Genomic DNA, 13569 nt, shown 5'->3' on the forward strand with positions numbered 1-13569 from the left:
TTTTGGATTAGCCATTTTTAAAAGCATTTTCAAAAGTAAAAGTACTTATCTATTTAAAGATTTCTATCGGAGTATCGCATTAGGAAAAACAACCAGACTTTCGTGACCATTTGCACCAACGGCAGCCACACCAAAGAATGAATTATCTATTACAATACCATCTAATGTTGCTTCAGAAACATCACCTACAAACCTGCTATGATCCCAGGTAGGTGAGGTAGTGTCTCTCCAATAGATTTTATAGCCTGCAGCACCATCAACTTTAGACCATTTAAGTTTTACATCGGCCTCAACAATGCCGCCTATTTCAACAGTTTGCGGCGATGGAGGAGCCCAGGCAAGACTTGCCAAATTTATTGCGTTGACTGCAGTAAGCTTTGCTGCATACGGAAAGTTTACATGCTCTACTGTATCCCCATATTCAATACCGTCTTCGATACGAATGTCTTGATGTTGTTGTGTGTAATTTTCGTGAGCTTCCATAATACGTATTCCAGCGAAGCCTAAATCATTAAAAGGCCTATGGTGACCACCTCTCCCAAAACGATCTAACCGATAGATCATCATCGGGTTCATTTCTGGCATATAATTAGATACATTTTTATGAATATAACGTGCTAACTGGCGTGAAATACCATCAACTTCACCGCCATAAAATCTGCGAGCATTGCGTTGTTTTTCAGTTTCATTAGCGGGAACGGGCTCTGAAAAAATTCTAAAATCACGATTGCTAATTACACCGTCAACACCTTCAATGTTACCAATCATGTCATTATTTAAAATTCCGATGATATCCCAGCCTTTACTTTTTGCATAATCAGCAAGACCTTTCCCACCAAATAGGCCCTGTTCTTCACCAGAAAGTCCTACATAAATTATGCTGTTCTCAAACTTATATTTAGAGAGAACGCGAGCTGCTTCTAAAGTGCCGGCCATACCGCTGGCATTGTCATTAGCTCCGGGAGCGTCTGTCTCAAAGTCCATCGTATTGCTAGCGCGCGAATCGATATCGCCGCTCATTATCACATAACGATTGGGATATTTTGTTCCGCGCTGAATGGCTACCACATTTACAACATAGGTTTCTTTAGGAATGCGATTTCCCATTTCTGGAGTAACAAAATCCTTCTGGTAAAAAACCTCAAGACACGAGTTGCAGTTTTTAGAGGTTTTCTCAAATTCTGCTTTAATATATCTTCGGGCAGCACCTATACCTCGCGTGTAACTAAGAGTATCGCTAAACGTGTTACGTGTGCCAAAATCTGCGAGCGCGCGCACATCTTTTTCAATATTAGTAGCAGAGACTGCGTCAATGATTCCGTAAATACGTAAATCTGTTTGTGACGGAACATTATTTTGGGCTAATAAAGACCCAAAACACAAAAGGAATGCAAAAGTGTAAGCGTTTTTCATGGTTCTATTTTACTTTTTTTTTTAGTCTTGAGCAGCAAATTTCTTTAATAAATCGCGTACACGATCGGTATCATCTACATAATATTTTGCAGCCGTTTTTTGTAAACCAACTTTTATGGTGTATGCCTCGTTGGGCAAATCCTGAAACATATACTCATCTGTCCAGTCATCACCTATTGCAAACTGAAAGGTATAGTCTTTTTCAAAAATATGCTTTGTCACCGCTTTTCCTTTATGAATGGTACTGTTTTTAATTTCAAGAACTTTGTTTCCGTCTAAAACTCCCAAATCATTATTAGCAGAAAGTTCTTTTAAAACTGAAGAAAGCTCACTTGCTCTAATTTCACCTAAATCAGGATCTGCATTGCGATAATGCCAGGCCAGACTGTAGTTTTTTTCTTCAATAAATGTACCTGCAGTACGGTCTACAAACTTTTCTAAAATAGGTCGCACGGTATCCATCCAATCGTTTTTTAGATTCTCTGTTACTGCCCATTCGCCTCCTGTAGGTTTCTTCCAGACGCCGTGCTCAGCAATTAGTGTAATTGGGATATCCTGCCACCAGGTTCCTAAGGTGTGGCGATCCCGGCCGCTAATGATTACCACTTCTGTATTAGGTTTAGCTTGAATGGTATTTACTAATTCGAGTAGATCATCATCAGGGCTTGCATCTTCGGGATTGTTTACAAAAGCTCTTAAGGTGCCGTCATAATCTAAAAATAGGATGCGCTTCTCAGAATCTTTATAAGCAGCAAGCATTTCATTTTCTTGATTTTCAGTCATACGTATAGCTTTCACAATATCAGATTTATGTTTTGTGTCGTTAAGGATTGTCATAAAATCATCTGCCCATTTTTCTACATTGTAACGTTTCAGTCTTTTTTGTAAAAATTTATTGCGTTTTACTTGTTCTGCTTCGGGCATTTCTATAGCCTGCTTTAAAGCATCTGCTATTTCTTCAAAATTATTAGGGTTAATAATCAAAGCTTCACTCATTTCTTGTGCAGCGCCTGCCATTTCACTCAAAATAAGCACACCAGTTTGATTTGTGCGGGTTGCAATATATTCTTTAGCTACCAGATTCATACCATCACGTATAGGCGTTAATAGTGCTACCTCACAAGTAGTATATAAGTCAATGAGATTTTCAAAAGGCATTGAACGATAGAAATACCAGATAGGCGTCCAGCTTACCGAGGCAAATTTTCCGTTGATACGACCTACGAGTTCGTCAATTTCCTTTTTCAGTAATTGATATTGTGGAACGTTAGAGCGGGAGGGAACTGCTAGCATTACAAGACGAACTTTCTCTTTAAACTCGGGGTACTTTTCTAAGAAATACTCGTAAGCTCTAAGACGATTGGCAATACCTTTACTGTAATCCAGACGGTCTATAGATAAAATCATTTTTGCGTCTGGCGTCGCATCTATGTGTATATCGAGTCTGCGTTGTAATTCTGACTGGTTTTTAGTAGCATCGTGTTTTGCCGCAGCTTCAGCAAATTTGTTATAATCAATACCCATTGGGAATGAGTTTACGGTAACAATGCGATCTTTTAAAGTAATCTCATTAAACCCTACTTCATGTCTTAAAATACGGGACACCGAACTTAAAAAGTGACGCTGATAATCATAGGTGTGAAAACCTATTAAGTCTGAACCTAATAAACCTTTTAGAATTTCTTCTCTCCACGGAAGTGTTCTAAATACTTCATAAGACGGGAAGGGTATATGCAGAAAAAAGCCTATTTGCACATCAGGGCGTTTCTTTTTAATCATTGCCGGAAGCAACATTAACTGGTAATCGTGCACCCACACGGTATCTCCTTCTTCTATATTGTCTAAAACAACTTCTGCGTATTTTTCATTTACGGTAACATAACTCTGCCAGCTTTGTTTTTCAAATTCAGTATATTCCATAAAATAATGAAATAGCGGCCAGATGGTACGGTTGGAGAAGCCGTAATAAAAACCGTCTATATCTTCTTTAGTAAGTGATACAGGAATACATTGTTCTTTAATAGTTGCTTCGATAACATCATCAAGAAGATTTGCCGGTATTTCTTCTTCAGTTAGACCGGTCCAGCCTATCCAAACTCCGTTGCTGTCTCTGTGTACAGACTTCATTCCGGTAGCTAAACCACCTACACTTGGAGTCGCATTAATTGTTTTGTTATCAATTTGTAATTGTAAGGGTAGTCGATTTGATATAATGATAGTTTTACTCATAAAAACAGGAGATAGCGGATTAATTTTTTTGTTAATGCTTAAATTTCGGAAAACAATAGCTTCTAGGCTACCCGTTTAATAGAACTTTAGAACTTTAAATATTTTATGGATAATTTAAATTATGGAATAATAGGAAATTGTAGAAGTGCAGCTTTGATATCTGACAAAGGTTCAATAGACTGGTGTTGTTTACCCATTTTTGATTCTCCCTCTGTATTTGCAAAATTACTTGACGAAGAGAAAGGAGGATTTCAAAGTTTTGATGTAACTGATGACTATACAATTACCCAAAAATACATGTGGGATACTAACATTTTGCGTACCATGTATGACAATGGCGAGGATGCTTTTGAGGTTTTTGATTTTATGCCCCGTTATGAGAAAGCAGATGGTAAGTTTTACGCTCCACCAGATATAATCCGTTTTATTCGTCTGGTAAAAGGGAAACCCTCGTTTGTATGTAATTACGACCCTAAACTAGAATATGCTAAGAATAAGACTATAACAGTTGATAAAACAAATTATATAGAGAGTTGCACCGAAGAAGGCAAGTATGACTCACTATACTTATATACAGATATAGATCACAGTTCTATATTAGATGGAGCTAAGATTTCATTAGAAAGCAACGCTTTTATTTTGATGTCTTATCACGAGAAATTGATGGAACAGTCATTAGACAGAGCGTATTTGAAATTTCAGCGTACAAAAGTTTACTGGATGAATTGGTCTGATAAAACCACAAAATACAGTTTGTATCAAAAGGAAATTATGCGAAGTGCGCTCACGCTAAAAGCACTTACGTTTGAAAAGTCTGGAGCGGTACTCGCTGCGGCTACCACCTCATTACCTGAAACTATTGGAGAAGTGCGCAACTGGGATTACCGCTTTTGCTGGGTGCGTGACGCCTCTATGGTAATACGCGTAATTTCTAGTCTTGGACACACAAAATCTGCTCGTAAATTTTTACAATTTATCATAGATACACTGCCAGACAAAGATGAGAAAATGCAGATTATGTATGGTATTAACGGTGAAAAAACACTTACCGAAGAAACCTTAGATCACCTGTCTGGATATAAAGATTCTGCTCCCGTACGTATAGGTAATGCCGCGTATGTTCAAAAACAAAATGATATCTACGGAATTTTGATGGAGGTAATCTATCAGCAATTTGTTCAGTTTGAGACTACACTAGACAATAGTGAAGAATTGTGGATGATCATTCTGGGAATTGTAAAGATTGTAAAACAACATTGGAAAGAGGCAGATAAAGGAATCTGGGAACTGCGTACCGAAGACCGTCATTTTACTTTCTCAAAACTGTTATGCTGGGTGGCTATAGACCGAGCTATAAAAATAGCCTGTGTGTTAGAACGCGGTAATCTCGGAGAATGGGAAGATCTACGTAAAGAAATACACGATGATATTTGCGCAAATGCCTGGAACGAGGAAAAGCAGGCTTACACGCAGTCGTACGGTTCTGAAGATTTAGACGCTTCAACTTTACTTATGGAGCAATATGGCTTTTTAGATGCAAAAGACCCGCGTTATATCTCGACTGTACAGGCTACAGAGCGCGAGTTATGTAAAGACGGTTTGATGTATCGTTATAAAAACAATGACGATTTTGGGGAGCCTAATTCATCTTTTACCATTTGTACATTTTGGCTTATAGACAGTCTGTATAAAATAGGGGAAGAGGATAAAGCAATTCGTTATTTTGATCAGTTACTTTCTTACAGCAATCATTTAGGCTTATTTAGTGAAGATATAGATTTTAAAACAAAGCGTTTACTGGGGAACTTTCCGCAGGCCTATTCACATTTAGCACTTATAGAAACGGCAGCAAATTTTTCTAAACACAGCACTAAAAAAGAACGCTTTAAACCTATTGTTTATTAATATGTAATACGTAGGCATAAAAAAACCGGTCGTTTGACCGGTTTTTTTATTTAATATCGTGCTTGCATAATACGCTTCATACTCACATCTTCATAATTACGTTTTACAAAGGCAAGAGCTGTTTTTACAATTTGACCCATAGATTGGGCTCGTTTAAATTTCATATCCATCGTGTACTCGTACAATTGACCACGAAGGTTGTGTAAATTTTCTTCGGTAGAGATGGTATCCTGACTCATACATTTAAGAAGTCTACGCAACCTGTTTTTTGATGTTATAATACGTTTAGCCAATACTGCGCGCTCTTCCTCACGGTATTGCTCTATAGATTTATCACGCAGACGGTTAGATACGAGATCAACCATTTTAAAGTTTTCTTTAAAAATATGAGGTTTGTATACTTTGTAATTTCCTTCAAAACACTGCTGGTCAAAATCTATAGCACGTATTTTATATTTAATATGATCAAAATCATGGGTAGGTATTACCACATAATTATACGAGCGCATATCTCCCAAAAGTAGTATCATGCAACGCTCATTAAATTTTACAAACTCCTTTGCAAGTTGGGCTTTGCCTACATCATCACATTTGTCTAAATATTCAGAAATAAAAACATCACCGGGAATTCCTACTATATGCTCTTCAATCAACGTGTCTTTATAAACCAGAAAGTTAATACGGTTAGGAGATAAAATATGTTCGAGGTCTAGACCATAAACCCTACTGGCGTCTGCCTTTTTAACATAGAAGTAGGTATAGTTATCATTATAGATATTATTTATTTTGATACGGAAGGGTTTTGAGTTTCCAAACGTGCAATAGTCAATCGCAGCAACCTTTAAGAAAGGCAACATGCTTTCACTTCCATCTGAATGTAGAATGGTATATACCCGTTTTAAACTTTCTTCAAGTTCCTCGCGTTCAAATTCAGAATAATAAACACTTATCCATAAAGTATCATTATCGTTCTTGTCATAAATATTTATTCCGCCAGAAAAACGGAGAAGATCTTCGTAAAATACAGGTATTTTAATTTCCCTATTATACTTAGTCAAATACTCTTTGAGTGTATCATTAATAGGGTAAGTAGGTTTTTTACGTGACATTAATTTGTCTTCCATAGTCAAAAGGGATTTGTACAAAGGTAATTAAGTGCTGTAACAAAACAGGCATGTGCTCGTCTTGTTAAAGTACGCTAATCTTAAAATTACGCTTTTGGATACAATTCTTACTCTTAAAAACCTCACGAAGCATTACGGTAAAGTTAAAGCTGTAAACGATCTGAGTTTCACTATTGAAAAGGGAAATGTTTACGGGATTTTAGGACCTAACGGTAGTGGTAAGTCCACAACGCTAGGTATGGTACTCAATGTTGTAAATGCCACGTCTGGAGATTTTAAGTGGTTTGATGGTAGTGATACAACCCATAACGCATTAAAAAAAGTAGGAGCAATAATAGAGCGTCCTAACTTTTACCCCTATATGACTGCTGCACAAAATCTTAAGTTAGTATGCACTATAAAAGATGTAGATCCTTCAAAGATTGACGAAAAATTAGAAATCGTACACCTCTTAGATCGTAAGGATAGCAAGTTTAGCACCTTTTCTTTAGGAATGAAGCAGCGACTCGCAATTGCTTCAGCTTTATTAAATGATCCTGAAATTTTAATTTTAGACGAACCAACGAATGGCCTTGACCCACAGGGAATTCATCAAATACGAGAGATTATAAAGAATATCGCTTCTGGCGGAACCACCATTCTTCTTGCATCACATTTACTTGATGAGGTTGAAAAGGTATGTTCGCATGTGGTCATAATTAGAAACGGAATTAAATTATACGCTGGTCCTGTAGATGAATTAAACGCCAGTCACGGCTTTTTTGAATTGCGCTGTGAGCGACAACAAGATCTTATTTTAGCCTTAGAAACACATCCTGATTTTGCATCCCTTAAAGAAGAGAATGGTTTAGTAACTGCATTTCTCAAAAATCCACTTTCTGCGGAAGCTTTAAACAGCTACTTATTTGAAAAACATATTGTTCTTTCACACCTGGTGATGCGCAAAGAAAGCCTTGAAGAACAATTTTTACAACTTACAGCCAAACTAAACTAAGCACCTACATGCTACGATTACTTACCATAGAATTTTACAAATTAAAATACAGCAGGTCCTCAAAAGTATTGAGCATCGCCTATTTTGTAATTCTTTCATTCATTGCACTTATCGCCTCTATTGAATTTAACCTAGGCGATTTTCAAATACGTATAGCAGATCAGGGTATTTTCAATTTTCCGTTTATTTGGCATTTTAATACCTGGGTTGCGGCAACATTAAAATTCTTTTTGGCGATTGTAATTGTCTCGATGATTTCTAATGAATATAGTAACAGAACGTTAAAGCAAAACCTAATTGATGGGTTGAGTAAGAAAGAATTTATGCTTTCTAAATTTTATACCGTTGTTGCTTTTGCATTACTTTCTACATTTTTCATCTTCGTAATGACGCTAATTTTAGGGTATTCTTTTTCAGATTATACCGAGTTTAGTATTGTTACCCGCGAGATGGAATTTCTGCTCGCTTACTTTTTAAAACTTGTAGGTTTCTTCTCTTTCTGTTTATTTCTGGGCGTTTTAGTAAAGCGTTCTGCTTTTGCTCTGGGCTTTTTGTTTGTTTGGTGGATTTTTGAAAACATCATCTACGGAATTCTAAGGTGGAAAACCAGTGCCGAGTTAGCAGATGGAATTGTTCAGTTTTTTCCGCTTGAAGCGATGAAAAATTTAATAAATCTTCCTTTTCAACGGCTCAATTTTATTGAAGCCGCAGCCACACAATTACAGGCAGATATAAGTATAGATTACGCAGTACACTGGTATGAAGTGGTTATTGTTTCGGTATGGATCTTCATTTTTATTTATGGCGCTTATGCATTGCTTAAAAAGCGGGATTTGTAGCAATTAGGTCCCTTTAATCGCAATAAAAATCTTGTGAGCGATAGTTTTTTATTTATGATTTTAAAGGTTTAAATTGTACGAAAAATAAGTGCAGTTGAAAAAAAATACGCTAAAACAGAATGTTCTTTACATTCTTTTCCTACTCTCTGTTGTACAATTAAATGCTCAAAGCCAGGCCAATAACTGGTATTTTGGCAAAGGCGCAGGTCTTAATTTTAATAACTCAACTCCACAGGTTTTAATAGATGGTCAATTAGATACCTTAGAAGGTTGTGCGACCATCTCAGATGATAATGGCAGTTTGCTTTTTTATACTGATGGTCAAACAGTCTATACGGCCAACCATACTGTTATGAATAATGGCACAGGCCTGTTTGGTAACGCCTCAAGCACGCAGTCTGCTATTATAATACCACAACCTAATACCCCGGGTATTTATTATATTTTCACTATTGATACCCGTTTGCGAGAGACTGATGTAGATAAAGGTTTAAATTATAGTATTGTCAATTTTAATTCTAATCCTCAGGGAGAAGTCACCGTTAAAAACAGAAAACTCTTAAATTTTGCTTCAGAAAAATTGAGTGCTGTTATTAAAAGTTGTGTTACTAATAGTGTGTGGATGGTTGCATTCTCTTCTTCAAGCGGAAATGAAGAGGTTATAAGTACGCTTTATGCTTATGAATTAAATGATTCTGGCATTCAATTAACTCCTGTTAAATCAAATCTTTCTCTGGCAATTGAAGACCGCAGAGGAAACATGAAATTTTCTCCAGACGGAAAGCAACTGGCGATAGCTAATATGTTTTTTGGTTTATATCTTACAGATTTTAACCCAGCAACCGGTATGGCAAGCAATCTTCAGCAATTATCAATAGATGGGCCTAATAAGGCATCATACGGTGTTGAGTTTTCACCTAATAATAAATACCTGTATGTTCATAGTTCTAACGGTTCAGATGAACCTGAAGTAGGTAATCACTTTTCATCGCTAATTCAATACGATATAGAAGCCGCAGACATAAGTGCTAGTCAGGTTTTATTAGATCAGGAAGGGTATTATCGCGGCAGTCTGCAATTAGCGCCCGATGGTAAAATTTACCGCACGTTGAGTTTAGCTTACTCGGTAGGTTTACCGTATTTAGGAGTTATTGACAATCCTAATGCAGCCGGTGTTGCTGCAAATTATAGAGATCGCGCAATTAATTTAGGAAGCGGCATTAGTTTTCAAGGCTTACCGCCTTTTAATCAATCGCTATTTAATGAGTTAGACATCATTCAAAATAGTATAGATTCTAAAAAGTTAGCACTTTGCGATGGCGATACGTATACGTTAAAATATGAAGCAGTTCCCGGTGCCACGTACAGCTGGTATTTAAATGATAATCTTATACCCGGTGAGACAACTTTTGAATTAACTATTAGACAACCAGCCGGTGTAACATTAACATACACAGAAAATTACGAATTTAGATTAGACCCTAATGACGGCAGTTGTGAGAAAATAGGGTATGCAGAGGTAACGTATTATGCATTTCCACAGGCTTCTGCAGGGGCACGATTGGTTCAATGTGAAGATTCTGTAACGGCTGATGGCTTAAGTATTTTTAACCTAAATGAAGCAAATTCAGATTTTACTCTCGCAGATCCTAACTTGAGCGTGACGTATCACCCCAGTTTAACTCAGGCACTATTAGATTTTGATCCCATAGAGCCAGTAGGATATGAAAATAAAAGACCTTCTGAAACTTTATATGCACGTATAGTTAATCCTGCAGGATGCGCTGTAGCTGCCCCCTTAAATCTTGTAGTGAGCAGTACGGCAGTATCAACCGGACTTTTAGAGGAGTGTGATGTTGATGATACCGGTTTTGTTATGTTTAATTTGCGTAACGCAGATTCTCAAGTGTCTGGAGCCAGTACGGGTACTCCTGATATAAATTACTATTTAACAGAACGCGGTGCTTTGCTAGAAGATGCAAATGAACTTTTACCGGTAGCATACACAAACAGTACAGCCTATAATCAAATTGTTTTCGCACGCGTAGAAAATAACAATGCTTGTTTTGCAATAAGCCAACTTGAACTGCGGGTAAATCCCAAACCAGATTTTACGCTTCCTGAGGAAGCTTTTTACTGTGCTTCAGTTTTTCCGGAATTAGAGACTTATGTGCCAGACTATTCAAATCTGGACACTTCGAGAACCTATACGTATCTGTGGTTGCCAGAAGGGCAAACCAAACCAGAATTACAAACCAATTTACCGGGTGAGCATACTTTGCGGGTTACAGATGTTTTAACAAATTGTTTTAGAGAAGAAACCTTTACTATTGAAGAAAAGGAATTAGCAATTATTGAAAATATTGAAGTAACTGATGCCAGTGATAATAATACAGCAGTTATCGCAATCTCTGGGAATGGCGAATATGAATTTACGCTAGATGATGCTATAGGACCTTATCAGGACAGTTCGACTTTTACAGGATTATTACCCGGGTTTCATACGGTTTATGTGCGATCTAAAGAAGGTTGTGGTATTGTGGAGCAGGAGTTTAGTATTATAGGATTTATGAAGTACTTTACGCCAAACGGTGATGGATATCACGATACCTGGCAAGTTCAGGGAATTAGCGAACTGGTTCAGCCCGGTACGGTAATTCGGGTATTTAACCGGTACGGGAAATTATTAAAAGAAATCAATCCACTGGGTGAAGGTTGGGATGGTACGGTTAGAGGCGTAAACTCACCAGCAGATGATTACTGGTTTGATGTTCTTTTAGAAGATGGCAGAGTGTTTAAATCCCATTTTACCTTAAAACGTTAACCTATTCTAGACAAAACTTTAAGTTTCTCCTAAGATTTACATCCTTTTAGCTGAATCTCAAATAGTTTAATTTTGTATTGCGTTTAAAATAGAGCAGTCGTCTTTCAGTACTTTTAAAACTGATAAGCTTTTAAGTTCTATGTAGCGTCCATTTTAACTCGCAGATGATGCGAAAAATTGCTATACTTTGAAATTCAATATACATTCAGAATTTAAACCTGCAGGAGATCAACCTGAAGCTATAAAACAACTGGTTAACGGCCTCAATGCCGGTGAACAGTATCAGACTTTGTTAGGAGTAACCGGTAGTGGTAAAACATTCACCGTTGCAAATGTGGTACAGGAAGTTCAAAAGCCTACATTGGTTCTTGCACATAATAAAACACTTGCGGCACAGCTTTATAGTGAGTTTAAAGCTTTTTTTCCTGAAAACGCGGTTGAGTATTTTGTTTCCTATTACGATTACTATCAGCCCGAAGCCTATATACCCAGTTCGGGGACGTATATAGAAAAGGATCTTTCCATTAATGAGGAAATCGAAAAATTACGTTTAAGTACAACTTCTTCTTTACTATCAGGAAGACGGGATATCATTGTGGTAGCTTCGGTTTCTTGTTTGTATGGTATTGGTAACCCAGTCGAATTTCAGAAGAACGTTATCAGTATTGAAAAAGATATGGTAATCTCCAGAACGCAATTGCTGAAGCGATTAGTTCAAAGTTTGTACAGTAGGACTACAGGTGATTTTAACCGCGGAAATTTCCGAATTAAGGGAGATACCGTAGATATATTTCCGGGATATGATGATCACGCCTTTAGAGTTCATTTTTTTGGAGATGAGATTGAAGAGATTGAAGCGTTTGATGTGACTACCAATGAGATTTTAGAAAAATACGACCGTCTTAATATTTATCCTGCGAATATGTTTGTGACCAGTCCTGACCGATTGCAGGGCGCTATTAATCAAATAGGATCTGATATGGTGAAGCAGGTTGAGTATTTCAAGGAAATAGGAAAACATCTGGAAGCAAAGCGTCTGGAAGAGCGTACCAATTTTGATCTGGAAATGATACGAGAACTAGGCTACTGTAGCGGTATAGAAAACTATTCGAGGTATCTTGATGGAAGAGAGCCTGGTACACGACCATTCTGTTTATTAGATTACTTCCCAGATGATTATTTAATGGTAGTTGATGAGAGTCACGTAACCGTTTCTCAAGTTAGTGCTATGTATGGCGGTGACCGCAGTCGTAAAGAAAATCTCGTGGAGTATGGTTTTAGGCTACCTGCAGCGATGGACAACCGCCCGTTGAAGTTTGAAGAATTTGAGCAATTGCAGAATCAGGTGATTTATGTGAGTGCAACACCTGCGGATTATGAATTGCAAAAGTCTGAAGGAACCTATGTAGAGCAAATTATAAGACCAACAGGATTATTAGATCCGGTGGTTGAGGTACGTCCCAGTTTAAATCAGATTGATGATTTAATTGAAGAAATAAGTAAACGGGTAGATAAAGATGAGCGTACACTGGTTACTACGCTTACTAAGCGTATGGCAGAGGAGTTAACTAAATACTTAACGCGTGTAAATATTAGAACACGTTATATTCACTCTGATGTTGATACCTTAGAACGCGTAGAGATAATGTCTGACTTACGTAAAGGTATATTTGATGTTTTAGTGGGTGTAAACCTTTTACGAGAAGGTCTCGATTTACCTGAAGTTTCTTTGGTAGCTATTCTGGATGCCGATAAAGAAGGGTTTTTAAGAAGCAACCGCTCGTTAACGCAGACTATAGGTCGTGCTGCGCGTAATATTAATGGTCTTGCCATAATGTATGCTGATAAGATTACACGAAGTATGCAGGAGACTATAGATGATTCTAATTACAGACGTCAGAAACAAATTAATTTTAATGAGGAACATGGTTTAAAGCCTGTAGCTATCAAAAAATCTTTAGATAGTGCATTGGCAAAAACTGATAAATTTAAACAAGAGGCTCAGGAATTATTAAATATGGCGGCAGAGCCGGAAACTGCTTATATGAGTAAGCCGAAACTTGAGCAGCTCATACGAGACACTCGTAAACAAATGGAATCTGCTGCAAAAGAGCTCGACTTTATGGAAGCGGCAAAACTGCGTGACCGTATTAAAACCTATCAGGAGCAGGTTAAGGAACTTGCATAAAGTCTATAAAACACAAAACCCGAATCTAAATAAGATTCGGGTTTTGTGTTTTT

General features: G+C 37.3%; 8 protein-coding genes. 5 read left to right on the plus strand and 3 right to left on the minus strand.

Annotated elements, in window-relative coordinates; all coding sequences use genetic code 11:
* Positions 1–63 precede the first annotated feature (63 nt).
* Positions 64–1413: a M28 family peptidase gene (locus ACEN25_RS00510; protein ID WP_441801156.1), complete on the minus strand. Its 1350-nt coding sequence runs from the start codon at positions 1411–1413 to the stop codon at positions 64–66.
* 21 nt (positions 1414–1434) lie between these two features.
* The gene (locus ACEN25_RS00515; protein ID WP_441801157.1) at positions 1435–3642 is read right to left on the minus strand and encodes a bifunctional alpha,alpha-trehalose-phosphate synthase (UDP-forming)/trehalose-phosphatase; all 2208 of its coding nucleotides are present in this window, start codon (positions 3640–3642) and stop codon (positions 1435–1437) included.
* Positions 3643–3747: 105 nt separating this feature from the next.
* Between ACEN25_RS00515 and ACEN25_RS00520 the strand changes: the two genes are divergently transcribed.
* Positions 3748–5547, plus strand: coding sequence for a glycoside hydrolase family 15 protein (locus ACEN25_RS00520; protein ID WP_441801158.1), 1800 nt, complete (start codon positions 3748–3750; stop codon positions 5545–5547).
* 50 nt (positions 5548–5597) lie between these two features.
* Here the strand turns inward: ACEN25_RS00520 and ACEN25_RS00525 are convergent, their stop codons facing one another.
* Positions 5598–6671, minus strand: a complete 1074-nt coding sequence (locus ACEN25_RS00525; RefSeq protein ID WP_028375843.1) for a hypothetical protein — start codon at positions 6669–6671, stop codon at positions 5598–5600.
* A 94-nt stretch (positions 6672–6765) separates the two neighbouring features.
* On the opposite strand from ACEN25_RS00525, the gene ACEN25_RS00530 reads away from it, so the two are divergent.
* From ACEN25_RS00530 to uvrB, 4 genes are all read left to right on the plus strand, one after another.
* The gene (locus tag ACEN25_RS00530) at positions 6766–7665 is read left to right on the plus strand and encodes an ABC transporter ATP-binding protein (protein ID WP_441801159.1); all 900 of its coding nucleotides are present in this window, start codon (positions 6766–6768) and stop codon (positions 7663–7665) included.
* Between the two features lie 8 nt (positions 7666–7673).
* Complete coding sequence (locus ACEN25_RS00535) at positions 7674–8504, plus strand: ABC transporter permease (protein WP_441801160.1); 831 nt, start codon at positions 7674–7676, stop codon at positions 8502–8504.
* A gap of 94 nt (positions 8505–8598) precedes the next feature.
* The gene (locus ACEN25_RS00540; protein WP_441801161.1) at positions 8599–11328 is read left to right on the plus strand and encodes a T9SS type B sorting domain-containing protein; all 2730 of its coding nucleotides are present in this window, start codon (positions 8599–8601) and stop codon (positions 11326–11328) included.
* 187 nt (positions 11329–11515) lie between these two features.
* Complete coding sequence (uvrB, locus tag ACEN25_RS00545) at positions 11516–13516, plus strand: excinuclease ABC subunit UvrB (protein ID WP_441801162.1); 2001 nt, start codon at positions 11516–11518, stop codon at positions 13514–13516.
* Positions 13517–13569: the final 53 nt, after the last annotated feature.

This window comes from Leeuwenhoekiella sp. W20_SRS_FM14, from assembly GCF_052119605.1.
Classification (GTDB): domain Bacteria; phylum Bacteroidota; class Bacteroidia; order Flavobacteriales; family Flavobacteriaceae; genus Leeuwenhoekiella.